The sequence below is a fragment of the Rhizobium sp. 05N430 genome, from assembly GCF_056396985.1.
On sequence record NZ_JBFTMO010000022.1, the window covers coordinates 34813 to 60789 of the forward strand.

Here is a 25977-nt window from a genome sequence, read left to right on the forward strand (position 1 = left end):
GTCCGTTTCAAGCGTGGCCTTCGGCATCTCCCTCAACAGACCCAGCCAGTCCAAGATGCTGAAGGCCCCAAATGAGATCCGCCCCGCCAGGGCGCCCCTTCAAGTTTGGCCCCGTTTTCTTCTACTGCATCTTAAGCATTTGCTGATGGACTGTCGGCATGACGACGCCGCCATAATCAAAGCCCCTGCTGCAAACGGAAAAGCCTGTTCGATCCCGGCCGCGCAAGCGCGATCCTCAGCAGCCAAATCTCCCTCGCGACCCAATGCTGGCACGTATCGAGCCGTGCCTGGCGCTTCTTAAGGCCAAGCCGCCCAAAGGCCATCAGTGGGCCTTTGAGGTAAGTGGGACGGCTACCGTCTCGCAGTCCATCTCGACCATGGCAAGGTCCGTACTCTCACCCGTGGAGGGCAAGATTCCGAAGCTGGCGATGGTCAGTTGCGGTGAGATGTTTGCGGTGGAGAAGGAAAAGATTGGCGATCTGGCCATCAGTTGAGACAAAACGCTGACATTGTCGCGCCGACTTGAAGCGCATCATTCGCCGTTCGCGTCTTCGCACAGCAAGATGAGAATTCTCGGCTCGATTGTTCAATCCCTTCTGCGAGCGGTGCTCGACGACCGGTATCACCTCCGACTTTGCAGCCGAATAGGAACGCAGCTTGTCGGTCACCATCACGCGCGGGGCGATACCTCGGCACTTGAGAAGCTTGCGCATGGGACGCATGGCGGCCGCCTTGCTTCTTCGGCTTTGCAGCAGGGCATCTAGGACTTGGCATCGACAGCGCGTCACGGCCAGTATTTCTTCCCCTTGATCGTCACCACCATCTCATTGAGGTGCCATTTGTCGGAGAAATGGCCTCGTGAGCGGCTTCGGAGCTGATTAGCAAATTTCAAGCCGAATTTCGCCGCCCATTCCGACACCGTCTGGGACGAGAGGATGATGCCTCTCTCCGCCAACAGATCTTCGACGTCGCGTAAGCTGAGCGGAAATCGTTAGTAGAGCCATACCGCACGGGCGATGATCTCAGCGGGAAAGCGGTGGCGTTTGAAGTGGGTGAGCGGGGCTTCAGTCAAGCAAGCCAGGTATCAACCCAATGCAAACAGGCGGTTAAGGCGACGCCACCATTGACAGTACTGGCCCGCCGGAGCCGGCGGTGCAGTTCTACGTTTAGGCGAGAGACGGCTTCCGCCACGCTGCGAGCGCCGCCTCGACGCCGAGCGCGAGCTGTAACAGCCGGTGATCCGCACCGAGCGGCCCGGTCAGCTGCAGGCCGAGCGGCAAGTGGCCGTCCGTGCCGGAGGGTACACTGAGCGACGGTTGGCCGGTCATGTTGGCGAAGCCGCTTGAGAGCATCTCGCCTTCCTCGCCATCCTCGGTGAATTCAGGGTCTTTGACCGGGGAAGGGAAGGGGACGCTTGGTCCGATCAGCACGTCCACTTCGCCGAAGGCGGCCTCGACCGCATTGCGCAACTCGACGCGAAAGTTCTGCGCCCGGAGATAGTCGATAGCTTTGGCTTCAAAACCGGCTTCGACCTGCGCTTTCGTGCGCGGTGCGTAACCAGCCGGGTTCTCGGAATAGAGCGGCGAGTGGATGACGGAGGCCTCCGGCAGGATGATGCGGCGGAGCTCGGAATTGGCGCGGGACAGTTCAGGAATATCGATCGGCTTGACGATGGCGCCGGCCGCAGCAAGGCGCTCAAGCGCCCAGACCAGATTTGCGGCGACTGCCGGGGTCAGCTCCGGGCTTGCGCAGTGGAAGCGGACGGCGCCGATCCTCACACCTGACAGTGATGGCGGCGTCAGCGGCATGGGTCTGCCGCTCAGCGCTTCGAGCAGCAGCGCGGTATCGGTAACGTCGCGGGCGAGCGGTCCGGCATGGTCGAGGGTCCCGGACAGCGGGAAGACGCCGTCGAGCGGCACCAGATCGAAGCTCGGCTTCAGCCCGGAAATGCCGCAGTAGGAGGCCGGGATGCGGATCGACCCGCCGGTATCGGTGCCGGTCGCCAGCGGTACGATGCCGGCTGCAACCAGCGCCGCCGATCCGCCGCTGGAGCCGCCAGAGGTGCGTCCGGTGTCGTGTGGATTGTTGGTCTGGCCGATCTCGGGATGGGCGATGCCATAGGCATATTCCAAGAGGTTGGCCTTGCAGAAGATGATCGCACCGGCCTCGCGCAGCCGCTTTATCAGAAGGGCGTCGGCGCTTGCCAGGGCCGGTAGCCGGACCTTGCTGCCGTAGCCGGTCAGCGCCCCATCGACCTCGATCAGATCCTTGATGGCGACGGGAATGCCGTGCAGCGGCCCGCGATCCTTGCCGGCGCGAAGCTCTGTCGCGGCTGTTTCGGCCTCGGCGATCGCCGATGCGTCCAGCCGTTGGGCAACGGCATTGAGGCTTGGCTCCAGCACGTCGAGCCGCTGAAGACTGGCGCTGATGACATCGACCGGCGACAGCGCTCCGGCGCGATACGCACGCCCAAGTTCGGTAACGCTCATGAAGGCGATTTCATCCGGGGCCATTGCCGTTCTCCTTCGGGGAAGATTCCGCCGCCCGAAGGCGGCGGAACAGTCGTCAGATCAAAGGCTCAGTTCTTGACCGTATCTTCCAGGAAGAAGCGGCCGAGCGGGTTCTGGTAGAAATTCTCGACATTCTTGCGCGCCACGTTGATGTAGGGGCTGTAGTAGAGGTCGATCCAGTTGACGTCGTTCTTCGCCGTCTTCTGCAGGTCGACATACATCTGCTCGCGCTTCTTCGGATCGAGCTCCAGGCGGGCCTTGGCGACCAGCTCCTTCACGGCCTCGTTCTTGTAGTTGGTCGAGTAGTTATTGTTGGAGTCGTGGCCGAGCACGAACGTGGTCTTCTGGTCCGGGTCAAGAATGTCGTTGGTCCAGTAGTTGACCGAAATGTCGTAGTCACCGGCAACCGTCATATCCCATTCCTGGCTCGGATCGACCTTTTGCAGATTGGCGGTGATACCGGCCCTGGCGAGCTGCTGCTGCACCAAAACCGCCGTCTGCTCATCCACTTCGTCGCCGGCGCGGATCAGGTAGTTCAGCGTCAGGTTGGAGACGCCGGCATCGGCCAGCATCTTCTTCGCCTTTTCAGGGTCGTACGGGCGCTGCAGGTTGTCGGCGTAGTAGTAGAGCGCGCCCTTCGGGATGTAGGAATTGGCGACAGTGCCCTGGCCGAAGGTGACGGCATCGACGATCGCCTTCTTGTCGATGGCGAGATCGAGCGCCTGGCGCACTTCCTTCTTGCCGAGATCGCCATGCGCATGGTTGATCAGCAAGTGATCTTCGCGGGTGGACGGATCGATCAGGACGTTGAGGTTGGCATCCTTTTTCATCTCCTCGACGCGCGAGAAGGGCACAAAGATCGCCGCATCGAGCTGACCGGCCTGGACGTTCAGCATGCGGGTGTTGTCGTCAGGCACCGAAATCCACTCGACGCCATCGAGCTTGACGCGGTCGGCCTGCCAGAAGTTCGGGTTCTTCTTCAGGATGATGCGGTCGCCGCGGCGCCATTCATCGACGGTGAAGGCACCGGATCCAATCGGCTTTTCGGCATAGGCGTCAGGCCCCAGCGATTCCATGCCTGCCTTGGAGATCACTGAGGCGTTCGGCAGTGCCAGCGTCGACAGAAACGGCGCCGAGGGGTTCTTCAGCTTGATCGTCAGCGTGTGCGGATCGGTGGCGACTGCGGTATCGATCACCTTGTAGCTGTCGCTCCAAAGCGATGCCGGATCGTCGCGGATGCGCAGCAGGCTGAAGGCAGCGTCCTCGGCCGTCAGCGGTGAGCCGTCGGAGAACTTGGCGTCGCGGATCTTGAAGACATAGGTCAGGCCGTCTTCCGAGGCGGTCCAGCTTTCTGCAAGGCCGGGCTCCAGCTTGGTGCCGGTCTTGTCGACGCGGATCAGGACGTCATAGACGTTGGAGAACACCCAGTTGTCAATGTTCTGGGCCGTTTTGATCGGATCGAAGGTCGTCGAGTCTTCGCGGCGGCCGATGGTCAGAACGCCGGCTGCTTCGGCATAGCTTGCCGTCAGCGACAGGCCGGCGATGAATGCGGCAAGCCCGATTGATTTCCACCTGTTGATCATGTGCTTGTTCCCTTCTTTGTTATGGTATGCGTTTGGCAGGCTGAACCGGCATCGATAGCATGTCTTCCCCGGCGCTGGAGCCGCCAAGAAGCGGCCTGTCGGGATCGATGTCGGGAATGGCACCAATGAGCGCCGCGGTATAGGGATGTTTCGGCCGGGCGAAGACCTCTTCAGAGAGGCCCTCCTCGACGATCTCGCCGTGATACATGACGACGACGCGTTCGCAGAGATTGCGGACGATCGCAAGATCGTGGGCAATGAACATCAGCGTCAGGTTCATCTTCGCCGTCAGTTCGCGAAACAGCGCGATGATCTGCGCCTGGATCGTCACGTCGAGTGCAGCGACGCATTCATCGGCGATGACGAGTTTCGGATCGACCGCCAGCGCCCGGGCGATACCGGCACGCTGGCACTGACCGCCGCTCATGCTGCGCGGCTTGCGGTTTGCAAATTCACGATCGAGCCCGACGAGATCGAGCAACTCGCCGATCCGTGCCGGGATGTTGGCCGCCGGCACCTTGCCCTGAACCTTCAGCACTTCACCCAGCATCTGGCCGACGGTGAGACGCGGGTTCAGCGCGTTATAGGGGTCCTGGAAGACCATTGCCGCCTCGCGGCGCAGCTTGGCGAGACCGGCCGTGCGCTGCTGCGCCAGGTTGATGCCGTCGAAGGAAACATGGCCAGAAGAGATCGGGGTGAGACCAAGGACCGCGCGGGCCAGCGTGCTCTTGCCGCTGCCGGACTCCCCGACGATACCGATTGTTTCGCCGGGCATCACGCGAAGCGAGACGCCGGCTACGGCGCTGACTGTTTTGTTCCCTGCCTTGAACAGGCTGCCGCCGATCCTGAAGCGCACATGCAGATCATCGATTTCGAGCAGCGGCCGGACGGTTGCTTGCGCGGGCGCGGCTGCGGTTGCCGGCGAAGCCGCCTCGTCGGGCATCGAGGGATGACTGTTGATCAGGTTGATCGTGTAGGGATCTTGCGGCCGCAACAGGATCGTCCGCTTTGGGCCTTGTTCCAGAAGCTTGCCGTTGCGCATCACGGCAATGCGGTCGCAGGTCTGGGCGACGATGCCGAGGTCGTGGGTGATGAGGATGATCGACAGGCCGCGCTTTTCGCGTATCTCTAGCAGCAGCTTCAGGATTTGTGCCTGTATCGTCACATCAAGGGCCGTCGTCGGCTCATCGGCGATCAGGATCTTCGGGTTGCAGGAGAGCGCCACGCCGATCATGGCGCGCTGGCGCATGCCGCCCGAAAATTCGTGCGGATAGCTGTCATATTGCCTGATCGGATCGGGAAAGCCGACCTGGGTCAGGATCTCGACGGCAGCGGTTCGCGCCTGCCTGGCGCCAAGCCGCTGGTGATAGCGGATGCCCTCGGCAATCTGGTCGCCGATGCGCATCACCGGGTCCAGGTGGCTCGTCGGGTTCTGGAAGATCATGCCGATCTCGCCGCCGCGCACCTGAAGCATTTCGGCATCGCTGACCGCCGTCAGATCGCGGCCCTCGAGAAGGACCGTACCCTGCTCGATCTTGATCAGCGACGACGGCATCAGCCGCACCAGCGAGCGGCAGAGCAGGCTCTTGCCGGAGCCGCTTTCGCCGACGAGGCCGAGGATTTCACCCTTGGCAAGGTCGAGGGAGACACCGTCAATCAGAGTGCGCGTACCGCCGTCGAGATGGACCTTGACCGTCAGGTCGCGGACGGAAAGGACCGAGGCGCTCATTCGTGAACTCCAAGAAGTTCGCCGAGCGCATCACCCAGCATGCTGAAACCAAAGGCGAGGCAGACGATCGAAAGTCCGGGGAAGAGCGTGATCCACCATGCCGTGGTGATGAAGCTCTGTCCCTCGGCGACCATGACGCCCCATTCCGCGAGGGGCGGCTGTACGCCGAGGCCGAGATAGCTGACCGCCGCACCGCTGAGCAGTACCAGCGTGGCATCCGACATCGAGAAAACGATCGAACCCGTAATGGCGTTCGGCAGCAGGTGACGGAACATGATCCTGAAACGGCTGAAGCCGAGGCTGACGGCGGCAACCGAATAGTCGGAGCTCTTCAGTACCAGCATCTGCGCCCGGATCAGGCGGGCATAGGAAACCCAGCCCACCAGCGCCATGGCGATATAGAAGCTGCTGAGCCCCGGCCCGAGGATGGCAATAATCGACAGCATCAGCACCAGGAACGGGAAGGCGAGGATGATATCGACGATGCGCATGAAGATGGCATCGACGATACCACCGAAGAAGCCGGCGATGGTGCCGACCATCGTCCCGATCAGGAACGGAAAAAGCACGCCGATGACGGCGATCTGCAGATCGATGCGGGTACCCCAGATGACGCGCGAGAGGATGTCGCGGCCGAAATTGTCCGTGCCGAACAGATGCGCCAGTGACGGCGACTGCAGCCGCGCATCGGCATTCTGCAGGATCGGGTCATAGGGCGCGATGATGGGTGCACCGATTGCCAGCAGCAGAAAGAACAGCAGAACGCCGGCGCCGATCACAAGCGTCAGGCGGCGGCCGAAGAAGCGGCGCCAGGCGATCGGTTGCGGAGAGAGCGTGCCGATGCTCATAGCTTCACCCGCGGATCAACGGCGACGGTGACGATGTCGGCCAGGAAATTGACGAGGACGGTGGCACAGGCAAAGGTCATGGCCACGCCCTGGACGACCATGTAGTCGCGCGAGAAGATGGCGCGGACCAGGAGCTGGCCCATGCCGGGCAGCGCAAAGACGCTTTCCACCACTACGGTACCGCCGATCAGCCAGCCGATATTGACGGCGAGGAGATTGATGGTCGGCACCAGCGAATTGGGCAGCACATGGCGCCAGAAGACGATGCTTTCAGGCATGCCGCGGGCACGCGCCGCGGTCGCGACGTCGGACTTCAGGGATTCGATCATCGCCGAGCGCAGGCTGCGGGTCAGCACCGTCGACAGCGACAAGGCCACAGTCAATGCCGGTAGAATCAAATGCGAAAGCTTGTCGCCGAGCGTGGCTCCGTAGCCCGAAACCGGCAGTACGCCGAGTTCGACGCTGAAGAGAATGATCAGCATCAGGCCGAGCCAGAAGGGCGGAAAGCCGATCCCGAAGGTGGAGATGACGCGCACCGCATGATCGGGCGCACCGCCGGCATTGCGGGCGGCGATCGCRGACATCGGCACAGCGATCAGGATCGACAAGATGACGCTGGTCAGCACCAGCGCTATCGTCGGCTCGATGCGGGTGGCGATCAGCGGCAGGACGTCGATCTTGTAGAGGATAGACCTGCCCATCTCGCCATTGGCGAGGTTCTTCAGGAAGTAGAAATATTGCAGCCACATCGGCTGATCGAGGCCGTATTGGGCGCGGATATTGGCAAGGGCGGTCGGTGTGGCGCGGGTGCCGAGAATATTGCGGGCCGGGTCTCCGGGGATCAGGCGCACGAGAATGAAAGTGATAATGCTAATGCCGAAAATAACAGGCAGAAACTGAAATGGACGGGTCAATATGAATTTATAACGATGCATGGCGGCGTTGGCCCCCCTGTCTTGGCCGGGCTTCGATCTCCCTACACTGCATCAGCTTGCCCCATGCCGCGACAGGAAATCGGTGAGCGCTGGATAATAATCCTGCGGGTTCTCGTAAAAGGGCATGTGGCTGGCATTGGCGAAGACCTTGAGCTCGGCATTCGGCAGCGCGAGCTTCATCCGCAGCGCGCAGGCCGGCGTCAGTTCGTCATGCTCGCCGGTGGTGATCAGAACGGGCACGGTCACGCGCGACAGATCGGGAATGCGGTTCCAGTCCTTCAGGTTGCCGATATAGAGAAACTCGTTCGGGCCCTGCATCGTCTCGTAGGGACCCATGTTCCAGTCGTCGAGCGAGCGGCGGACCGGCGCGGGCCATTCCGGAAGACGGCAGACGTGGCGATAGTTGAGGATCGTGATGGCAGCCAGATATTCGGGGTGATTGTAGGTACCTTGCGCCTCGTGCTTCTGCATCATCGACACCGTTTCCGGGCCGAGCGCGGCGCGCAGCCGCTCCAGCTCCAGGATCAGATGCGGCATGTCGGCGACAGTATCTTCGAGGATCAGCGTCTGGAGATTTTCGGGATAAGTCAGCGCATAGTCGATCGCCAGCCAGCCGCCCCAGGAGTGGCCGAGCATGTGAACCTTGCCGAGGCCGAGCGCCTTGCGTACGATTTCGGTCTCCTCGACATAGCGGCCGATCGTCCAGAGTGACGGATCTGCCGGGCGATCGGACGAGCCGGTTCCGAGCTGGTCGAAGGCGACGACGCGATAGCCCTTGTCGATGAGGCAGGAATGGGCTTCGCGAAGATAATCGCAGGGCAGGCCGGGGCCGCCATTCAGGCAGAAAACCGTTTCGCTTCCGCTGCCGAAGCTGTAGGCGACGACCTTATGGCCGTCGACCTCAATTTCATGTCGCGCCTCAGGCTCGATTTCACGCCACATTGACCGCTCCGGCAGACGATTTCGCTTGCTCAATAATTGGGCATGGCTAAATTTTTATCTTAAACCGCAGTCTTTGCCAGCTATAAGAAGTGATAGGTGCGAGCCACCGATGGAGCCTGCCATGCTTGACGAGATCGGCACGATCAGACGGCAATTCTCAGCCCACCAAACCCTGGAGGGGCGGATCGACCAGGTTTTCGAGGCCATGAAGCAGCTCGGCTTCGAGGCGCTGATCTACGATTACACACCGGTTCCCTATGATCTTGACGGCGCGGTGATGATCCCCTCGTTGCTGAAGCTGCGCAACATTTCCGAGGATATGCGGGAATACTGGTTCGACCGCGGCTATTTCCGCATCGATCCGGTACAGCAGGTGGCGTTGCGCACCTCCGCGCCATTCTATTGGAACTATAACGCGGACGCCGACACGCCGATCAGCCGCTTTATGAGCGACGACACAGCGCCTGTGACGCGCTATCTGAGCGAACGGGACATGTCGACGGGCGTCACTGTACCCGTCCACATGCCGGGCGGAGATTATGCGACGGTGACCGGGATCCGCTACGGCGCCAACGGCGATTTCGAGCGGCATGCCCTGCGCTATATCGCCGATTTCAACCTGCTGGCCCATGTCTTCCACGAGGCGGCCTTCTCGCTGTTCGATGCCGAGGCGCGCAGCGTCGGCAAGGTCCGGCTGACGGAGCGCGAGCGGGAATGTTTGCGCTATTCGGCGGAGGGACTATCGGCCAAGGAGATCTCACGGATCATCGACCGCTCTGTGCCGACGGTGGTCATGCATCTGAACGCCGCGGCCAAGAAACTCGGCGCCCGCAACCGTACACAGGCGGTCGTGCGCGCCACGCATTACCGGCTTCTCGACGAGCGTCCATCCTATAACTTCTGATAGCTGCCTTCGGCTTTGCGGCGACGCTATGCTTTTTCCATCATTGCCCCTAGATGGAGACGCCAGTGGCCGCCGTTCAGACGACAGAAGCCTATCTGCCCTTCCGCGAATACCGCACCTGGTACCGCATCACCGGTTCGCTCGAGAGCGGAAAGCTGCCGCTCGTCGTTGCCCACGGTGGCCCGGGCTGCACACACGACTATGTCGATTCCTTCAAGGGCATCGCCGCCCTCGATGGCCGCGCGGTGATCCATTATGATCAGCTCGGCAACGGCCATTCGACGCGCTTGCCGGACAAGGGGCCGGATTTCTGGACCCCGGCGCTCTTCCTCGAAGAACTCGATGCGCTCTTGAAACATCTTGGCATCCAGGATCGCTACGCCTTCCTTGGCCAGTCCTGGGGTGGCATGCTCGGCGCTGAGCATGCGGTTCGTCAGCCAAAGGGCCTCAAGGCGCTGGTCGTCGCCAATTCGCCGGCCAACATGCATACCTGGGTCGCCGAGGCTAACCGGTTGCGCGAAGAGCTGCCGCAGGATGTGCAGGATACGCTGCTGAAGCACGAAGAAGCAGGAACGATCACTGACCCCGAATATATTGCCGCCTCGCGTGTCTTCTACGACCGGCATGTCTGCCGCGTCACGCCCTGGCCAGATGATGTGGCCCGCACCTTCGCGGCCATGGACGAGGACAATACCGTTTATCGCAACATGAACGGCCCGACCGAATTCCACGTCATCGGCACGATGAAGGACTGGACGATCGAGGATCGCTTGCCGCTGATCGAGGCGCCGACACTGTTGATATCAGGCAAATACGACGAGGCTACCCCGCTGGTCGTCAAGCCCTATGTCAACCGCGTCAAGGGGTGCGAATGGGTGCTCTTCGAGCATTCCAGCCATATGCCGCATGTCGAGGAAAAGGAGCTTTGCCTCGCCATCGTCTCCGGCTTCCTGTCGAAATACGACTGACCGTCAGGCTGTGAGATCGTCGACCTTGCGGGCGAGGTCGGCGACATAGGCCCTGGTAGAGAGGTCCGATCCCGTGGCATCCCTCAGCAGCTGGCTGGCGCTCTTCGAGCGGCCGAACTGATGGATATTGTCGTTCAGCCAGGTCTTCAGAGGCAGGTAGTCGCCAGTCTCCAGCCCATCGGCAATCGCTTTCTCCTTGCTCGCGGCGGCGAAGAACTGCGACGACATGATGTTGCCGATCGTATAGGTTGGGAAGGAGCCGACCATGCCTGAGGACCAGTGGACGTCCTGCAGGACGCCGAGCGTATCGGAGGGCACCTCAAGGCCGAGATAGGACTTGATCTTCTCCCGCCAGATCGCGGGAAGATCGCCGACACGGATTTCGCCAGCCATCAGTCCGGCCTCGATCTCTGAGCGCAGCATGATGTGCATGTCATAGGTCAGCTCATCAGCCTCGACGCGGATGAAGCCGGGGCGGGCGGCGTTGACGGCCCGCCAGAAGTCCTCCGCAGTCACGTCGGCGAGTTGATCGGGGAAGGTTTTCTGCAGATCGGCGAAGTTCAGTTCCCAGAAGCGGCGCGAGCGGCCGACGCGGTTTTCCCAGAGGCGCGACTGCGATTCATGCGTGCCGAAACTGGTGCCGCCGACGGCGTAAAGATTGACGAAATCGGTCGTAAAGACGGAGCGGCTGAACTCTTCGGAGATGCCCTGCTCATAGATGCCGTGCCCGGCCTCGTGCCAGACGGCGAAGAGGCCGCCGGGCAGCCAGGTCTCGCGGAAGCGACCGGTGATGCGCACGTCCGAGCGGGTGAAGGAAATCTCGAAGGGGTGGACCGTGTCGTCGAGGCGGCCGCGGTTGAAGTCATAGCCGAAGCGGCTGGAGATCAGGCTGGAGAAGGCGCGCTGCTTGTCCACCGGGTAGGCACGCTCGAGAATTTCGGAGCGGACCTTGGCTTCCCTGGCGCGTTCGAGCAGCGACCGCAGGCCATCACCCAGTTCGCCATAGAGTGTGCGCAGCCGCGACCAGGTCATGCCGGGCTCATAGGTGCCGACAAGCGCATCATAGGGATGCTCGGCATAGCCAATGGACGCAGCGATCTCGCGCTGCATCTCCATGGTCCGTTCCAGCATCGGCGCGAAGGCCGCGAAGTCATTGGCGGCGCGGGCCCTGCTCCAGGCAGCCTGGGCAACGGTCTTCAGCTCGGCCGCGTCGCTGACCAGTTTTGCCGGGATGCGCGCTAGAGTGCCGATCGCCTCGGCCGCCTGCTCGACCGCCAGCTTGCGGTGATCGCCGTATGCTGCCCCCTTGAGCTCTGAGCGGGCATCCTCGATGGCGCGCTGGAGGCTACCGCCGGTCGCGAGATCGCGGGCAAGCCCGACCAGCGTGGCGATCTGCTTGCCGCGGGCATCGACGCCGCCCGGCGGCATCATGGTGCGGGCATCCCAGGTCAAGAGGTTCACGGCGCAGAGCACGTCGTTGATCCTGGCGATTTCGCTTTCGAAGCTGGCATAGGTCATCGTCTCAAATCCTTATTGCGCCGGAGCTGCGCCGAAATCCTCGAGGTGGCAGGCGGCCAGCTGGCCAAGCCCGCGTGGTGTCAAAAGCGGGCGCTCGACCCGGCAGCGGTCGAAGGCGTGCGGACAGCGGCTGGCGAAGGCGCAGCCGGGCGGCACGTCGAGCGGGCTCGGCAGTTCGCCGCGCGCGGCAACCGTGCGACTGCGGCGCGATGGATCGAGCTCGGGTGCGGCATCGAGAAGCGCCTTGGAATAGGGATGACGCGGGGCGGTGAAGAGCGCTTCCGAAGTGCTGACCTCGACGACCTGCCCGAGATACATCACCGCGACACGATGCGAGATGTGGCGCACCAGTCTCAGATCATGGGCGACGAAGACGACGGTCAGGTGCAGCTGTTCCTGCAATTGCAGCAGCAGATTGACGACCTGCGCCTGCACCGAGACATCGAGTGCCGAGACCAGCTCGTCCGCCACGATCACCTCAGGCTCGACAGCAAGAGCCCGGGCGATGCCGATGCGTTGGCGCTGGCCACCGGAGAATTCGTGCGGGTAGCGGGCGGCCGCATCCTGCGGAAGCCGGACCAGTTCCAGCAGTTCGGCGATTCGGTGCGGGATTTCCGCCTTCGGGCGCATCTTATGGACCGAAAGCGCTTCACCCAAAATCTGCGATACGGTCATGCGCGGGTTGAGCGAGCCGTAGGGATCCTGAAAGATCATCTGCACACGGCGGTTGAAGGCGCGCCGGTCACCGCCGCGCAGGCGGGCGATATCCTCCCCCTCGAAGCGGATTGCGCCGCCATCCGGCTCGTGCAGCCGCACGAGGCAGCGGGCGAGGGTGGATTTGCCGCAGCCGGACTCACCTACGATGCCGAGCGTCTCGCCGCGATGGATTTCGAGCGTCACGTCGCGCAGTGCCTGGACAGCAAGCGGCGGCCTGCCCTGTAGTCGCCGCGTTAGCGAGTAGGGACCGGCAAAGCGCTTGGAGATGCCGTCGATTGACAGGATGGGGAGGGTCGCGTTCACAGGATGGCCTCCGCTGCCGCCACCTGGCTGTGATGGAAGCAGGCGACGGCGCGCCCGGGCGCGCCAACCGTTTCCAGCGGTGGCCGTTCCTTGCGACAGAGGTCGGTCGCGAAGGTGCAGCGCGGATGGAAGGCGCATCCTTCGGGCAGGTTGGTGAGGCTCGGCGGCGTGCCCTCGATCGATTGCAGCACGGTGCGCGATGCACCGGAGCGCGGCACGGAACCCAGAAGTCCGCGCGTATAGGGATGGTGCGGCGTGTTGAAGACATCGGTCACCGTACCGGTCTCGACGATCCGCCCGGCATACATCACCGCCATCCGGTCGCAGGTGGCGGCGACGACGCCGAGATCGTGGGTGACGAGCACGACGCTCATCGACAGACGGTCGCGCAGATCAAGCAGCAGTTTAAGGATCTGGTCCTGGATGGTGACGTCGAGCGCCGTCGTTGGCTCGTCGGCGAGCAGCAGCTTGGGGGAGCAGGCAAGCGCGATGGCGATCATGGCGCGCTGGCGCATGCCGCCGGAGAACTGATGCGGATATTCCTGCAGGCGCCGCTCGGCGGCGGGGATGCCGACAATGTTCATCAGTTCGAGGGCGCGCGCCTTGCGATCGCGGGCATTCAGCGTCGTATGGGCGACAAGGTTCTCCTCGATCTGCACGCCAACAGGCAATACGGGGTTGAGCGCTGTCATCGGCTCCTGAAAGATCATGGCGATCTCGCCGCCACGCACCTTGCGCAGCTCCTCGGCCGGCATCGCGACGAGATCGCGCCCGTGCCACTCGACACGGCCGCTGACATGGCCGGGCTCGCGGATCAGCCGCATGATCGAGCGAAGGGTCACGCTCTTGCCGGAGCCGGATTCGCCGACAAGGCCGACGACTTCGCCGGGCGCCACGTCGAAATCGACATCGGCGGCAGCAATCGCCTGGCCGCGCGGCGTATCGAAAGTGGTCGTCAGGCCGCGGACGATCAGCCCGCTGTTTTCGCCGGCTGCGCCCATCATCGTCTGACCCTCAACAGTTCGGCGACACCGTCCCCGGCCAGGCTGAAACCGAGGCCGGTGAGCACGATCGCGACGCCGGGGAAGACCGAAATCCACCAGGCGGTGTTCATGAAGTTCTTGCCGTCGGCGATCTGCACCCCCCATTCGGCCGCCGGCGGCTGGGCGCCGAGGCCGAGGTACCCCAGGCTGGAACCGAGGAGGATGGCGAGCGCCATGTCGGTCATCCAGTAAACGATTGCCGGGGTGATGGCGTTCGGCAGCAGATGACGGAAGACGATGCGCAGCGGCGCGTAGCCCATAACCCTGCCGGCGTCGGCATAATCGAGCCGCTTCTGCACCTTGATTTCGGAGGCGACGAGACGCGCATAGAAGACCCAGCCCACGACGCCGACGGCGACATACATGTTGCCGAGACCGGGGCCGAGCACCGAAACTATGGCGATGACAAGCACGAGGAACGGGAAGGTGATCGTCGCATCGACGATCCGGCCGAAGATCGCCTCCCAGATGCCGCCGACATAGCCGATGAAGGCGCCGATGATGGTGCCGAAGATGAACGGCCCGATGGTGGCGAAGACGGCAATCTGCATATCGAGCGTATAGGCATGGATGACGCGCGACAGCACATCCCGGCCGAAGCTGTCGGTGCCGAAGGGATGCGCCCAGCTTGGCGGCTTCAGCAGCGCGTTATAATCGAAGGCGACGGGATCGGAGGGCGCGAAAAGCGACGGCCAAATCGCGACGATCAGGCTGAAACCGAGAATGATGCCGCCGGAGATTAGCGAGCGGGGGAGTTTGCGCCAGCGGAGCGTGGGGCGGGCGGCTTTGGCCGCTTCGGCACTCATCGGGCTATCCTCGGGTCGAGCCAGGCCTGGACGATGTCGGTGACCAGGAAGGTCAGCGACACCAGGATGGCAAGCGAGATCGTCAGGCCCTGCAGCACCGGATAGTCGCGGCCGTAGATACTGTCGATCAAGAGGCGGCCGGCGCCGGGGACGGCAAAGACGGTCTCGGTTATGACGGCGCCGCCGAACAGCGAGCCGATCTGCAGGCCGAACAGCGTCACCGTGGAGATCAGCGCATTGCGCAGGATATGACGCGTCAAGATCACGCGCGAGCGCAGGCCCTTGGCGATGGCGAAATCGACATATTCCGCATTCATGACGCCGATGATCGAGGCGCGCAGATTGCGCATCAGCACGGCGGCAAAGCTCAGTGCCAGCGTCAGCGCCGGCAGGAAGAGGTGATAGAGGCGGTCGCCGAACGTGTCGCCATAGCCGCCGACCGGAAAGAGCTTCAGCTGAGCGGCAAATACGGTCAGCAATATGATGCCGACATAGAAGACCGGCATCGATAGGCCGACCTGGAAAGTGCCGCGGATGATGCTGTCGGGAAGCTGCTCGCGCTTCAGCGCCGCGACGAAGGCAAGCGGCACAGCAAGGACGAGGGCGATCACTGCCGACATCAGGGTGAGCATCAGGGTGACGGGCAGGCGCTGCAGGATCAGCGACATGACGGAGACCTTGAGGCCGATCGAGTTGCCGAGATCACCGGTGAAAATGCGTTCGACGTAATATAGAAACTGGATCGGCAGCGGCTGATCGAGGCCGAGCTGCCGATTGATGCGCTCGACATCGGCATCAAGGGCGCGGTCGCCGATCATGGCGCTGGCCGGATCGCCGGGCAACAGGCGCACAAGAACAAAAGTGACGATGAGAATGAAGATCACCGTCGGGATCATCTGCAGTATGCGGCGGATAATAAAACTGAAAAGGGGCAATAGCCGCTCCTGGTCTTCCTCTAGTCGAAAAAGGCCGCGGGCCTCGCACTGAGGCCCGCGCAGCAGGCTGGGTCAGGCTTTACTTGTCCTTCCAGGTCTTGGCGAAGATGTTGTTGCCAAGCGGGATCTGCAGGAAGCCGTGAACCTTCTTGCTCAGAGCGACCGGATAGGGCGTCTCGTAGAGCGAAACGATCGGGCCCTGATCGTTGTAGATCTCCTGCATCTTCGCATATTGCTCGGCGCGCTTCTTGGGATCCATCTCCTTCTGCGAGGCTTCGAAAAGCTTGTCGGCTTCGTCGTTCTTCCAGCCGGTATGCAATGCATCGATCGTCTTGGAATAGACGAAGTAGGAGGTGATCTCGTTCGGATCGGCGATATCGTCGGTCCAGGCGGCGTTGCGCATCACGAAGGTGCCGTCGCGATATTGCTGGGTGCGGGTCGGGTTGTCGACCTGCTGCAGCTCGAGCTTGATGCCGATCTGCGCCCACATCTGCTGCAGCGCCGTGGAGATCCCGACTTCGTCCTGGTTGCCGGCGAGCACGAGGATGCTGGTCGAGAAACCGTTTTCGAAGCCGGCTTCCTTCATCAGGCTCTTCGCCTTTTCGAGATCATAGGGATAGAGCGGCTTGTCGCCGACATGCAGCGGAGTGGCTGTCGACATGTAGGAAGTCTGAGGCGTGCCGACGCCATGGGTGACGATCTGGATGATCGCATCCTTGTTGACGGCATAATTCATCGCCTGGCGAACCTTGACGTTGGACAGCGGGTTGTCCTTGCCAGCGAGTTGCGGGCGCACGTTGAGCGTAATGTATTCGACGCGGGTCGAGGGGAAGAGCTCCATGTCGAGGTTGCCAGCCGATTTCAGCTCTTCTACGCGGGAGTAGGGAATGAATTCGGCGCCGTCGATCTCGCCCGATGTCAGCTTCAGGATGCGGGTGGCGTCATCGGGGATCAGCTCGAAATCGATACCGTCGAGATACGGTAGCGGTTTGCCGTCCTCGCCCTTGCCCCAGTAGTATTCGTTGCGCACCAGCTTCATGCTGGAGCCACGATCCCAGGATTTCAGCATGAACGGGCCGGAGCCGACGGGATGCTCGGCAAAGGCCTTGGCCTTTTCTTCCTCGGTCGCGCCGGCCGAGGCCTCGAAGGCCTTCTTCGGCAGGATACCGGTGTTGAACACGGTCAGCGCTGCCAGTATGGCGGGATCGGGATGCTTGAGCTTGACAGTGACGGTCTTGTCGCCTTCCGTCGTCACATCATCGATGGACTCGATCATGAAGCCCCAGATGCCGTTGTCCTTCTTAGAGGCTCTCTTCAGCGACCAAGCCACGTCTTCCGGCGTGATCGGCGTGCCGTCGGAGAACTTGATGCCGTCGCGCAGCGTCAGCGTCACGCTCATGCCGTCGTCAGCAAGCTTATAGGCGCTGGCCAGACCCGGCTGAACGCCCTTGCCGTCATCCGTCGGCAGAAGCAGCGTGTCGTAGAGGTTGGAGAGGATCCAGATATCGACATTGGCGTCGTTCAGCACCGGATCGAGAAACAGGCTGTCTGCATAACGGCCATAGGCCAGCGTGCCGCCCCGCTCCAGGGCAAATGCAGACACGCYGGTGCTCAGTAGAACTGCAGCGGCAATGGCCGCCCGAGCGATCATTCTCATGGCATTCCCCTTTTGTATTTGGTATGACTGTTATTATTGTCTATAACGATTTCACGCAGCAAAATGACTGTCAACCAGTTTTTATGCGACAACCCTAAGACGCTTCGCTTGCCTGCAAGCGGATTTCGAGCTAACCGTTATGTATAAATAGAACAGCTAGTCGAACGGGTTTCATGGATTTCTTCATCGACCGGGATTTGCCAGTGCCTCTGCGCACGCAGCTTCAGGGGCTTATCGAATACGGTATCGCCTGCGGCGAACTGGCGCCCGGCGAGGCCCTGCCTTCGGTGAGAGAGCTGGCCGAGAAGGTCGGTGTGGCGCCGATGACGGTCAGCCAGGTCTATGCTGATCTCAAGGCTGCGGGCCTGATCGATACGCGCCCCGGTTCCGGTACTTTCGTCAGCGACAGTCACCAGGCACGGCTGGCAGCCCGCGCCGATACCAGCGACTTGCATCTGCATATCGACCAGCTGATCGACGAGAGCCAGCGGCTTGGCATCCGCACCGCTGATCTGGTGTCACTCGTCAACGCAAGGGCGTTTTACCGCGACAGCATCGGTCCGCGGCTGCGGATCGTCATGATCGGCATTTTTCAGGACGCGACGGCAAGCTATGCGCGGTTCATCGCCGCGCGCCTCGGCCGTGATGTGACGGTTGAACCGCTGACGGTCTCGGCGATCGAGCGCGACCCGGCGGCCAAGGCACGTGCGAATTCTGCCGATCTTGCGGTTACTTTCGCCAACCGCCACCGCGAAGTGGCGACACTGGTCGCCAATACCAAGGTGGTGACGATCAGCTTTACGCCGTCGGAAGAGACGCGCCGGGCGCTCGCTTCGCTGGATTCACTGGCCTCGATCGCTGTCATTTCGCGCTTCCCGGATTTCCTGCCGATCATGAAGACTGGCGTGCAGCGCTTCGCCCCGCATGTCAGCGAAATCACCGCGACGACGCTGGAGGCGGCGGGACTGGAAGATCTGCTCTCGAAGGTCTCCGTCGTCATCTATGCATCCGGCGCCGAAAGCGTCACCGGCCTGCTGCCCGAGGGCGTGCAGGCCATCGAATACCGCCATGCCCCCGATACTGCCGATATCGAACGGGTGATCGTGCCGGTCATCCGCGCGGCCGGCGTGCAGGCGCAGGGCGAGGAAAGCCCGACACGGAACGAAGCCGACGCGAAGGTCTAGGAAAGGCAGATGCGATGAGAGTATCGGAGTCCAACTGGCAGCAGATCGAAGCCTATCTGAAGACCGATGACCGAGCGATCCTGCCGCTCGGCAGCACCGAGCAGCATGCCGGCCTGTCGCTTTCGGTCGATTCCATCCTGTCCGAGAAAGTCGCGGCCGATGCGGCAGCGCCGCTCGGCATTCCCGTCTTCCCGGTCGTTGCCTATGGCATTACGCCGTACTTTCTCTCCTATCCCGGCACGATCAGCATCCGCCAGGAAACCTATATCCGGCTGGTGCGCGACATTCTCGATGGCCTCAGGCTGCAGGGTTTTCGCCGTATCCTCATCGTCAACGGCCATGGCGGCAACCAGCCGGCGGGCAGCATGGCGATCGAGTGGATGGCCGATAATCCGGATACTGCGGTGAAATTCCACAACTGGTGGAACTCGCCGAAGACCTTCGCCAAGGTGCAGGAGATCGATACCGTCGCCTCGCATGCCTCCTGGATGGAGAATTTCCCCTGGACACGTCTCGAAGGCGTCAAGCAACCGACGCAGCAGAAGCCGATGATCGATTTGGCCCGCATGCGGGTGATGCCGCCGGATGCGGTGAAGGCCTATCTCGGCGATGGCAACTTCGGCGGCTATTACGAGCGGCCGGATGAGGAAATGCAGGTGATATGGAATGTGGCGGTCGAAGAGACGCGCGCGCTTCTCGAGGGAGGCTGGGCGTGAGTGATCCAATCCTGATCTGGGGCGCCGGCGCCATCGGCGGCACGCTCGGCTCCGCCTTTATCCGGGCCGGCCACGAGGTAATGTTCGTCGACAACGTCAAGGACCATGTCGATGCCATTAATACGAAGGGGCTGAAGATCGTCGGTCCGATCTTCGAGGATGTCGTGCAGGCCAAGGCCTATCTTCCCCACGAACTCACCGGCACCTACGGCAGGACATTCCTGTGCGTGAAGGCGCATCACACGGAAGCGGCGGCGAAGATGCTGGTCCAGCATCTGGCCCCCGACGGCTACGTCGTCTCGGCGCAGAACGGCCTCAACGAAAGGGTGATCTCACGCATCACCGGCGAAAACCGGGTGATCGGCTGCTTCGTCAATTTCGGCGCCGACTATCTGGAGCCTGGCGTCGTGCAATATAGCGGCCACGGCGCCGTGGTGATCGGCGAACTCGACGGGCGGTTTACGGATCGCGCCGAGGACATCTACGATCTGATGAAACAGTTCGAGCCAAGGGCGCTGATCACAAACAACATCTGGGGCTTCCTCTGGGGCAAGCTGATCTACGGTGCGCTGCTGTTCGGCACTGCGCTGACTAACGACAGCATCGCCGACGTGCTGGATGATCCGGTTGCCCGCCCGGTCTTGCGCAAACTGGCGCTCGAAGTGGCAACGGTCGCCGCCATCAACAATATCCGCCCGGAAGCCTTCGACGGCTTCGATCCGGCCGCGTTCGGGCCACTGGCAACGCCCGAGCAGACGGACAAATCCTTCGACGATATGTCTGTTCATAATCGGAAATCGGCCAAGTCCCATTCCGGCATCTGGCGCGATCTGGCGGTGCGCAAGCGCAAGACCGAGGTCGATGCGCAGGTGCTGCCGGTCGTCGAGATCGGCGAAGAATCGCGCGTTCCGACACCGCTTGCGGCCCGCGTCATCGAGATGATTCACGAGATCGAGGACGGCAAGCGGCCGCTTTCGATGGACAATATCGAAGAGCTTGCGAGGGTGGCATGAACATCTCCTTCGATGGAAAAACAGTTGTCGTCACCGGTGCGGCGCACGGCTTCGGCCGCTCGATCGCGCAAGGGTTCGCGAGCCGCGGCGCGCGTGTCCATGTCTGCGACGTCAACGGGGCGGGCCTTGCCGAAACGATGAAGCTCTGCGGCGACAGGACGACCGCTCATGTGCTCGATGTCGGCAATCGCACCGATGTCCAGGCGCTGGTGCCGAAGTTCGGCGATGTCGATATCCTCGTCAACAATGCCGGCGGTGTGCGCGGTCAGGTCGGAAGGCCGATCGAGGAAATCTCGGAAAGCGACTGGCAGACGATCTTCGACGTCAATCTGTCAGGCGCCTTCTTCATGTCGCAGGCAGTCGCGCCTGTCATGAAAAAGCGCAAGTCGGGACGGATCATCAATATCTCCAGCGGCGCCGGCCTCGGCATTTCGCTGACCGGCATCCAGGCCTATGCCAGCGCCAAGGCGGGGCAGATCGGACTGACGCGCCAGCTGGCGCATGAACTCGGCCCATGGGGCATCACCGTCAACAACGTCGCCCCCGGCTTCGTCCGCTCCAATCCGACGACCGAACGCCAATGGGACGCGATGGGCGAGGAGGGGCAGGCACGGCTGTTGCAGAACATCGCCCTGAAGCGCCTCGGCGTGCCAGAAGACATTGCCGCAATGGTGATGTTCTTCGCCTCGGATTATGCCGGCTGGGTTTCCGGCCAGGTGATCAGCGTGGACGGCGGCAAATGAGCGTCGAGGCCTATCTGGAAGAGCATTACGCGGCGGCCGTCGAAGACCTTAAGGCCTTCTGCCGCATTCCGAGCGTCAGCACCGATCCGGCTTTCATCGAAGGCATCCATCACGCGGCCGCCTTTGTCTCGGAGCGGTTGAAGAAGGCGGGCTTTGCCTCCGTTGAGATGCTGGGAACCAGCGGCCATCCGGCCGTCTATGGCGAGATCATCGCCGATCCGAACCTGCCGACCTATCTCGTCTATGGCCATTATGACGTCCAGCCGCCGGACCCGCTGGACAAATGGCTGACGCCACCTTTCGAGCCCGACGAGCGCGATGGCAGGCTCTATGCCCGTGGTGTTTCCGATGACAAAGGACCTCTGCTGATCCCGATCCTCGTTGCCGAGGCTTTCATGCGCGTCGAGGGGCGGTTGCCGGTCAATCTGAAGGTGCTGATCGAGGGCGAGGAGGAATCCGGCAGCCCGCATTTTGCGCCGACGCTTGCCAAATACCGCGACAGGCTCCGTTGCGATCTCGTACTCTCGGCCGATGGCGCCATGTGGCGGCCGGACAAGCCGTCGGTCACAGTCGCCAGCCGCGGCCTCGCGGCGCTGGATGTGACGGTGACCGGTGCCGTCAAGGATCTGCATTCCGGCCGTCACGGCGGAAGCGCGCCAAACCCGATTGCTGCCTTGTCGGCGCTGCTGGCCTCGATGCACGGGCCGGATGGCCGGGTCAGCGTCGAGGGTTTTCTCGACGGCGTCACACCGCCCGATCCGCGCATCCTGACGGCAATCGATGCGTCGAATTTCGACAGCGCCGCCTATTACCAGGAGATCGGCGTTGCCAGTGGCGATCCGATCGATACTGGCCGCGAATTGCTGATCCGCCAGTGGCTGGAGCCGACGCTGGAGTTCAACGGCATCTGGGGCGGCTATCAGGGCAAGGGCACCAAGACGGTCATTCCGAACACGGCCGGCGCCAAGATCACCTGCCGCCTCGTCGCAGGGCAGAAGCCGGCTGTGGTGATCGCGTCGATCACCCGTCATCTACAGAAGCACTTGCCGAAGGGTTTCCAGCTGGAGGTGCATCGCCACGGTCCGGGCAGTGAAGCCGATTTCGTCGATCCCGATCTGCCGGCGCTGAAGATTTCGGAAGAGGTTCTGGGCGAATTGCTTGGCCAGAAGCCGCTGCGGGTCGCAATGGGCGCCACGATCCCGATCGGCAGCGCCTTCCGCCAGCACCTCGGCTGTGGCGCGATCTTCTTCTCCTTCTCGACGGGCGACGAGGACTATCACGCGCCGAACGAATTCTTCCGGCTCTCGAATTTCAAGCTCGGCATGCGGGCCTGGACCATGCTGCTGCGGCGACTGGCCCCGGCCAAAAAAACAATTGACGCGCCGCCCGGCGCTCCCACTCTCCGCTAATTGACGGGACTTGTCTTCGTGCTTCCAGCACTGATTGTTCTCACTATGCTGGCCTCGGCACGTACGACCTCTTGGGCGACCAGGGGCTCTCGGCTGAGGGTCTTCAGCACTTCGTTAATGACCGAAATGTCGCTCATTGTGCATCAGCCTTGTGTGCCGGCAATCAGCCTAGACGTCGACGAAGATCCGCGTTTTCGGCGCGCAGCTTTTCAGCGAGAAGCTTTCGGAGGTTTTTATTCTCCTCCTCGAGTTGCAGGAGCATCGCCCAATCGTCCTCAGCTGCCGGCTTCGGCGTTCGGGAATAGGCCCGCTTAACACGCGTGCCTTCCAAAGCCTTTGCGCCGTCACTAATGGCCGGCGCTTCTGGTTTCGCAACCACCCCGATGGAGGAAAGGTTGACGGTTCCCTTCTTTGCGCGCGGCCCGCGTCGCTTCTTTACCTCTGAGGCAGAGGAGGGGATAGCTGCCTGCTGAACGTTTGGCTTCGCACTTTGCTCACTATGTTGCTCCATATGCTCCTTCTTCACTGGCAAGGCTGTTGTCGGCTGGCCATCAGCAGCTGTTAATTTCCTGTCTGCCGCCTCAATTTTGTCGTTGGCGCCGAGCGATGCATTGACTGATGTTTGTTGAGCGCGGAGACGCTCTTCGCTCTCCACGTCGCGCGAAATCGACTTGAGGTCCAGGTTTCCCCAGATGGATTTCGGTTTATCGGGTTGCCGGCGGCTTCCCTTGTATTCGACGACGAAGTTTTTGTGTGGTCGTTTCATCGGTCTCGCCTTCGCTTCAAGCGTCCATCCCCTGCCAGCGCGCAACACCTATTGAAATCAATATCTGATGTAAATGGTGCCGGCGGCTTTGGGCGAGCTCGCGGTTATCGGAGCGTCCGGGCCAAGGCCCCTGGAGAAGCTAGCAAGTCGCGTTCAGTTGAAGCTACCTACTCTTCGATCTCGTCGCCATCATCCGCGTAGCCGGCGCCTCTGGACGGATCCTCGACGAAAGTCCTGCAGCCCTCCTCGAAAGAGGACGAGTTTCCCGAGCAGTCACTTTCGTTGGTGAGGTTGTTCTCTTGCGCCCATTCGTAGCCGGCTTTATGTCCTGAGCAATCATCAGTGCAGTCATTGCCGCCGAAAGTCTGCGCAGATGCCGAAAAGGCGGTAAGTGAAAGAGAAAGGGCGAGCCATGTCGTAATCTTCATGTCAGGCCCCTTAATATCCACCTGGCCGGGACCAAGCACTCCGTCGACCGCAGCGGTTGCCGGCGGCGTCGTATTGCCAGTCGTAGTGGCAGTTGCCTTGGTAATAACTCGACGGATAGTATCCACCTCCGCAATTGTTATTTGCGCAGACGGCTACGGCCGTTCCCACAAGGGCGACAGCTACCAAGGCTGCGGCAGCCTGTCTCTGCTGGGCTACCATCTGCTCACATTCGAGCATGTTGATGCCGCGGCGATTTAGTTCTGAAACCAGCTGGAACTGAAACGCTGAATCCTTCGTCTCACTCGCCGTTTTGCAAAGCGCCGCCTTGCTGACGGCAGACGGCTTTTTGCTGAAATCAGCTTGCGTCGTTGTGCAGCTTGCCAGCGCAAGCGAGATCGCCACGGCGCCAAAGCATCGTGCTAGATTGGTGATGTTCACGGAAACCCCTCAGTTGCCCGCGGCCACCATCGCACAAATCGCTGCGACGTCAAATTGCATTCTAAGATATCGTTAATACATCCGAGGCGTGTGAACGGCACTTCCATCATTGCAATAAGTTCGGAAAGACGGCCGTTCGTTACCCTCGCAGAGGCCCCATGAGGATGATGCAGAAGACCAAGAACGAACTTACAAGGATGGTGTATGAAAGCCATGGGAAAAGACGTTTTGGCTCCTATACACCTTACGACGAGACGTTGATGGCTGGGGCCCATAGGGTCCTTCTCCTTGCCTTGAGAAATATGGCTTCCCAAGTTCCATCTGCATTAGAAGCAAGATTGCTGTTTTCGCTAAAGCGCGGTAGATGCGCTGGACGAAAGGGAGGCTGGGATCAAAGATGCGCCATGCCATCATTCCAGATGTGGATGGAAGGGCGAAGAAGCTCGCTATGATGGCGGCGATCTGGGCCATTCCAAAGTTGATCCACAACAAGAGTGCCAACTTGATCATATCCGGCGAAGACACGATTGCTCCTGTAGCTAGCACGTTGCGATGTCACTGCGTTTAACAAGGCCGGCGACTTTTCAAGGCGCAGAGTAGCTGAAAACGGTCGGGAGCAGCCACCACCCGTCCAGATACCTGTAAAGCACTTTGGAGATTCGGCCGTCTGGTCGAATGAGCACTTCCGCAGCGGCCTCATATGGAAAATCGTGCCACCGTGTGGAATAGCGGCGGAAGCTCACACCAGCCTCAGACTTTTGGGATAACTGCGTAGCGCTGAACCTAATAGAGTGGATGCGCTCCCGCTCCGTGATATGCCTGTGATCAATCAGGATAATATATCGATCTTAGAATTTGTTTAGCATTCTATATCAATCGCCCACCATGCAGCGCGACGCAGCTGAGTTCGCCGGTGCGGTTTGTACGCACGATTTGGTTATTGGAACCGACTGATTTCCACCGGCGTGACCGGCGTCTCCGCAAGCGCCCTTGCCATGAGGCCGTCGAAATTCGTGGTCCAGACCAGCCGGAACAGATTATTCTTCGCGAGGCGCGCTGCTATGCGGTAGCCGCTGCTTAGCTTCGCGACCTGGATATGGCGCTGGAAGGACGAGCGGCAATCCTCGACGCGCGGATAGCAGCGGCCGATGTAGAAAGCCATACTCGCCCTCATCGCCGGAGCATGGAAAGCCGAGCTGCGTATCGAGCCAGTCTTGAATGAGTCGTTGCACCATGCCGAGCGAGAGCTCGCCAAAATTCTGCTCCATCCCCGGATGGGTCGATCGAGCGCTTGCACTGGCAGATGCACGACGAGGCAGACGGTATGCGCGACGAGATCGACGCGCCAGCCCCGAGCAGCAGCATGTGCGGCCATGTGTAGTTGGCAAATTGTTACAATACCTGGGCGATTCGTTCTACTATTGCGGCACGAGCGTGTTGTTTGGCTCGAAGAGTTTCAGGGCGGCTTGAATTGCCGCCAAGCCCTAAGGCAAGCGGTGAAAATATGGAAGCCCGGGCATCTGACCTGTGCGCCTTGAAGACACACGTAATTGACGCCGAGAGGAATTTCGCCTATATTGCATTGATAGATGGAGGCCGACATGCCGAGCATAGCGAACGAGAATAGTGAGCGTATGAGTTTGAGGGTGCCCGCCACGGCCAAGGCTAAGCTCCTGCGCGCCGCAGCACTTCGTAATACCGATCTGACGAATTTCGTAACCCAATCCGCACTGCGAGAAGCAGAAGCTATTATCGAGGAAGCGGAAACGATCAGAGTGTCAAAGCGCGATCATCTTCGCATTCTTGAGCTTCTGGAAAATCCGCCCAAACCCAACGCCAAGCTGCGCGCGGCAATCGCCGGTTTGCCTGACAGCCTATGAC

Annotated in this window: 24 protein-coding genes and 2 pseudogenes; 9 read left to right on the plus strand and 17 right to left on the minus strand. The window is 61.3% G+C overall.

All coding sequences use genetic code 11. The features are described from left to right. Nucleotides 1–185 precede the first annotated feature (185 nt). Nucleotides 186–415: pseudogene (locus AC1DJO_RS27385) on the plus strand (non-homologous end-joining DNA ligase); the annotation flags it as partial. Here AC1DJO_RS27385 and AC1DJO_RS27390 read toward each other — a convergent pair. The 7 genes and pseudogenes from AC1DJO_RS27390 to AC1DJO_RS27420 form a co-directional block, all read right to left on the minus strand. Then, nucleotides 396–1072, minus strand: a pseudogene (locus AC1DJO_RS27390) (IS6 family transposase). The pseudogenes AC1DJO_RS27385 and AC1DJO_RS27390 sit on opposite strands and share 20 nt — an antisense overlap. A 94-nt stretch (nucleotides 1073–1166) precedes the next feature. Next, nucleotides 1167–2513, minus strand: coding sequence for an amidase (locus tag AC1DJO_RS27395; RefSeq protein ID WP_112444650.1), 1347 nt, complete (start codon nucleotides 2511–2513; stop codon nucleotides 1167–1169). 65 nt (nucleotides 2514–2578) lie between these two features. Further along, the gene (locus tag AC1DJO_RS27400) at nucleotides 2579–4093 is read right to left on the minus strand and encodes an ABC transporter substrate-binding protein (protein WP_112444648.1); all 1515 of its coding nucleotides are present in this window, start codon (nucleotides 4091–4093) and stop codon (nucleotides 2579–2581) included. 19 nt (nucleotides 4094–4112) lie between these two features. Beyond that, nucleotides 4113–5822, minus strand: a complete 1710-nt coding sequence (locus AC1DJO_RS27405) for a dipeptide ABC transporter ATP-binding protein (RefSeq protein ID WP_477973917.1) — start codon at nucleotides 5820–5822, stop codon at nucleotides 4113–4115. Continuing rightward, a complete protein-coding gene (locus AC1DJO_RS27410; protein WP_112444645.1) occupies nucleotides 5819–6670 on the minus strand; it encodes an ABC transporter permease in 852 nt (283 codons plus the stop codon). Before AC1DJO_RS27410 ends, AC1DJO_RS27405 begins: the two co-directional genes overlap by 4 nt. Beyond that, nucleotides 6667–7605: an ABC transporter permease gene (locus tag AC1DJO_RS27415; protein ID WP_112444643.1), complete on the minus strand. Its 939-nt coding sequence runs from the start codon at nucleotides 7603–7605 to the stop codon at nucleotides 6667–6669. Before AC1DJO_RS27415 ends, AC1DJO_RS27410 begins: the two co-directional genes overlap by 4 nt. A 51-nt stretch (nucleotides 7606–7656) precedes the next feature. After that, entirely contained in the window at nucleotides 7657–8547 is an 891-nt protein-coding gene (locus tag AC1DJO_RS27420) for a proline iminopeptidase-family hydrolase (RefSeq protein ID WP_112444641.1), read from the minus strand. Between the two features lie 121 nt (nucleotides 8548–8668). Here AC1DJO_RS27420 and AC1DJO_RS27425 point away from each other — a divergent pair, with 121 nt between their 5' ends. Continuing rightward, nucleotides 8669–9451 carry a LuxR family transcriptional regulator gene (locus tag AC1DJO_RS27425; protein WP_112444934.1) on the plus strand — a complete coding sequence of 261 codons (783 nt, stop codon included), beginning with the start codon at nucleotides 8669–8671 and terminating at the stop codon, nucleotides 9449–9451. Nucleotides 9452–9504: 53 nt separating this feature from the next. Further along, the gene (locus tag AC1DJO_RS27430; protein ID WP_162708544.1) at nucleotides 9505–10419 is read left to right on the plus strand and encodes a proline iminopeptidase-family hydrolase; all 915 of its coding nucleotides are present in this window, start codon (nucleotides 9505–9507) and stop codon (nucleotides 10417–10419) included. Nucleotides 10420–10422: 3 nt separating this feature from the next. Here the strand turns inward: AC1DJO_RS27430 and AC1DJO_RS27435 are convergent, their stop codons facing one another. The 6 genes from AC1DJO_RS27435 to AC1DJO_RS27460 form a co-directional block, all read right to left on the minus strand. Further along, nucleotides 10423–11937, minus strand: coding sequence for a carboxypeptidase M32 (locus tag AC1DJO_RS27435; protein WP_477973918.1), 1515 nt, complete (start codon nucleotides 11935–11937; stop codon nucleotides 10423–10425). A 12-nt stretch (nucleotides 11938–11949) separates the two neighbouring features. Beyond that, nucleotides 11950–12957, minus strand: a complete 1008-nt coding sequence (locus AC1DJO_RS27440) for an oligopeptide/dipeptide ABC transporter ATP-binding protein (protein WP_112444635.1) — start codon at nucleotides 12955–12957, stop codon at nucleotides 11950–11952. After that, a complete protein-coding gene (locus AC1DJO_RS27445; RefSeq protein WP_477973919.1) occupies nucleotides 12954–13961 on the minus strand; it encodes an ABC transporter ATP-binding protein in 1008 nt (335 codons plus the stop codon). The genes AC1DJO_RS27440 and AC1DJO_RS27445 overlap by 4 nt, the downstream gene beginning before the upstream one ends. Continuing rightward, nucleotides 13958–14806 carry an ABC transporter permease gene (locus AC1DJO_RS27450; RefSeq protein ID WP_112444633.1) on the minus strand — a complete coding sequence of 283 codons (849 nt, stop codon included), beginning with the start codon at nucleotides 14804–14806 and terminating at the stop codon, nucleotides 13958–13960. The genes AC1DJO_RS27445 and AC1DJO_RS27450 overlap by 4 nt, the downstream gene beginning before the upstream one ends. Beyond that, on the minus strand, nucleotides 14803–15741 hold the full coding sequence (locus AC1DJO_RS27455) for an ABC transporter permease (protein WP_112444631.1): 939 nt from the start codon (nucleotides 15739–15741) through the stop codon (nucleotides 14803–14805). The genes AC1DJO_RS27450 and AC1DJO_RS27455 overlap by 4 nt, the downstream gene beginning before the upstream one ends. A gap of 79 nt (nucleotides 15742–15820) precedes the next feature. Next, nucleotides 15821–17398, minus strand: a complete 1578-nt coding sequence (locus AC1DJO_RS27460; protein WP_477973920.1) for an ABC transporter substrate-binding protein — start codon at nucleotides 17396–17398, stop codon at nucleotides 15821–15823. Nucleotides 17399–17601: 203 nt separating this feature from the next. Between AC1DJO_RS27460 and AC1DJO_RS27465 the strand changes: the two genes are divergently transcribed. From AC1DJO_RS27465 to AC1DJO_RS27485, 5 genes are read left to right on the plus strand one after another with little or no spacing between them, the layout of a single operon-like run. Next, entirely contained in the window at nucleotides 17602–18582 is a 981-nt protein-coding gene (locus AC1DJO_RS27465) for a GntR family transcriptional regulator (protein WP_162706055.1), read from the plus strand. Nucleotides 18583–18596: 14 nt separating this feature from the next. Next, nucleotides 18597–19298: a creatininase family protein gene (locus AC1DJO_RS27470; RefSeq protein WP_112444628.1), complete on the plus strand. Its 702-nt coding sequence runs from the start codon at nucleotides 18597–18599 to the stop codon at nucleotides 19296–19298. Continuing rightward, a complete protein-coding gene (locus AC1DJO_RS27475; protein WP_112444626.1) occupies nucleotides 19295–20311 on the plus strand; it encodes a 2-dehydropantoate 2-reductase in 1017 nt (338 codons plus the stop codon). Before AC1DJO_RS27470 ends, AC1DJO_RS27475 begins: the two co-directional genes overlap by 4 nt. Further along, a complete protein-coding gene (locus AC1DJO_RS27480; protein ID WP_112444624.1) occupies nucleotides 20308–21054 on the plus strand; it encodes an SDR family oxidoreductase in 747 nt (248 codons plus the stop codon). The genes AC1DJO_RS27475 and AC1DJO_RS27480 overlap by 4 nt, the downstream gene beginning before the upstream one ends. Beyond that, entirely contained in the window at nucleotides 21051–22463 is a 1413-nt protein-coding gene (locus tag AC1DJO_RS27485; RefSeq protein WP_477973921.1) for a dipeptidase, read from the plus strand. The genes AC1DJO_RS27480 and AC1DJO_RS27485 overlap by 4 nt, the downstream gene beginning before the upstream one ends. Before the next feature lie 163 nt (nucleotides 22464–22626). Here AC1DJO_RS27485 and AC1DJO_RS27490 read toward each other — a convergent pair whose 3' ends face one another. From AC1DJO_RS27490 to AC1DJO_RS27505, 4 genes are all read right to left on the minus strand, one after another. Then, nucleotides 22627–23229 (minus strand): hypothetical protein, encoded by a 603-nt coding sequence (locus AC1DJO_RS27490; protein WP_112444620.1) that lies wholly within the window; start codon nucleotides 23227–23229, stop codon nucleotides 22627–22629. 167 nt (nucleotides 23230–23396) lie between these two features. Continuing rightward, nucleotides 23397–23657 carry a hypothetical protein gene (locus AC1DJO_RS27495; RefSeq protein WP_112444618.1) on the minus strand — a complete coding sequence of 87 codons (261 nt, stop codon included), beginning with the start codon at nucleotides 23655–23657 and terminating at the stop codon, nucleotides 23397–23399. 10 nt (nucleotides 23658–23667) lie between these two features. Next, a complete protein-coding gene (locus AC1DJO_RS27500; RefSeq protein ID WP_112444616.1) occupies nucleotides 23668–24096 on the minus strand; it encodes a hypothetical protein in 429 nt (142 codons plus the stop codon). Nucleotides 24097–25033: 937 nt separating this feature from the next. Further along, nucleotides 25034–25258, minus strand: coding sequence for an SIR2 family protein (locus AC1DJO_RS27505; protein WP_112444612.1), 225 nt, complete (start codon nucleotides 25256–25258; stop codon nucleotides 25034–25036). 439 nt (nucleotides 25259–25697) lie between these two features. Here AC1DJO_RS27505 and AC1DJO_RS27510 point away from each other — a divergent pair, with 439 nt between their 5' ends. Then, nucleotides 25698–25976 (plus strand): type II toxin-antitoxin system TacA family antitoxin, encoded by a 279-nt coding sequence (locus AC1DJO_RS27510; protein WP_148194292.1) that lies wholly within the window; start codon nucleotides 25698–25700, stop codon nucleotides 25974–25976. Nucleotide 25977: the final 1 nt, after the last annotated feature.

What these genes read in the sequence shown, in the direction of transcription:
- AC1DJO_RS27395 (WP_112444650.1), bottom strand. Translation starts at nt 2,513, where the DNA reads ATGGCCCCGGATGAAATCGCCTTCATGAGCGTTACCGAACTTGGGCGT.
- AC1DJO_RS27400 (WP_112444648.1), bottom strand. Translation starts at nt 4,093, where the DNA reads ATGATCAACAGGTGGAAATCAATCGGGCTTGCCGCATTCATCGCCGGC.
- AC1DJO_RS27405 (WP_477973917.1), bottom strand. Translation starts at nt 5,822, where the DNA reads ATGAGCGCCTCGGTCCTTTCCGTCCGCGACCTGACGGTCAAGGTCCAT.
- AC1DJO_RS27410 (WP_112444645.1), bottom strand. Translation starts at nt 6,670, where the DNA reads ATGAGCATCGGCACGCTCTCTCCGCAACCGATCGCCTGGCGCCGCTTC.
- AC1DJO_RS27420 (WP_112444641.1), bottom strand. Translation starts at nt 8,547, where the DNA reads ATGTGGCGTGAAATCGAGCCTGAGGCGCGACATGAAATTGAGGTCGAC.
- AC1DJO_RS27425 (WP_112444934.1), top strand. Translation starts at nt 8,669, where the DNA reads ATGCTTGACGAGATCGGCACGATCAGACGGCAATTCTCAGCCCACCAA.
- AC1DJO_RS27430 (WP_162708544.1), top strand. Translation starts at nt 9,505, where the DNA reads ATGGAGACGCCAGTGGCCGCCGTTCAGACGACAGAAGCCTATCTGCCC.
- AC1DJO_RS27435 (WP_477973918.1), bottom strand. Translation starts at nt 11,937, where the DNA reads ATGACCTATGCCAGCTTCGAAAGCGAAATCGCCAGGATCAACGACGTG.
- AC1DJO_RS27445 (WP_477973919.1), bottom strand. Translation starts at nt 13,961, where the DNA reads ATGATGGGCGCAGCCGGCGAAAACAGCGGGCTGATCGTCCGCGGCCTG.
- AC1DJO_RS27450 (WP_112444633.1), bottom strand. Translation starts at nt 14,806, where the DNA reads ATGAGTGCCGAAGCGGCCAAAGCCGCCCGCCCCACGCTCCGCTGGCGC.
- AC1DJO_RS27470 (WP_112444628.1), top strand. Translation starts at nt 18,597, where the DNA reads ATGAGAGTATCGGAGTCCAACTGGCAGCAGATCGAAGCCTATCTGAAG.
- AC1DJO_RS27480 (WP_112444624.1), top strand. Translation starts at nt 20,308, where the DNA reads ATGAACATCTCCTTCGATGGAAAAACAGTTGTCGTCACCGGTGCGGCG.
- AC1DJO_RS27485 (WP_477973921.1), top strand. Translation starts at nt 21,051, where the DNA reads ATGAGCGTCGAGGCCTATCTGGAAGAGCATTACGCGGCGGCCGTCGAA.
- AC1DJO_RS27490 (WP_112444620.1), bottom strand. Translation starts at nt 23,229, where the DNA reads ATGAAACGACCACACAAAAACTTCGTCGTCGAATACAAGGGAAGCCGC.
- AC1DJO_RS27495 (WP_112444618.1), bottom strand. Translation starts at nt 23,657, where the DNA reads ATGAAGATTACGACATGGCTCGCCCTTTCTCTTTCACTTACCGCCTTT.
- AC1DJO_RS27505 (WP_112444612.1), bottom strand. Translation starts at nt 25,258, where the DNA reads ATGGCTTTCTACATCGGCCGCTGCTATCCGCGCGTCGAGGATTGCCGC.
- AC1DJO_RS27510 (WP_148194292.1), top strand. Translation starts at nt 25,698, where the DNA reads ATGCCGAGCATAGCGAACGAGAATAGTGAGCGTATGAGTTTGAGGGTG.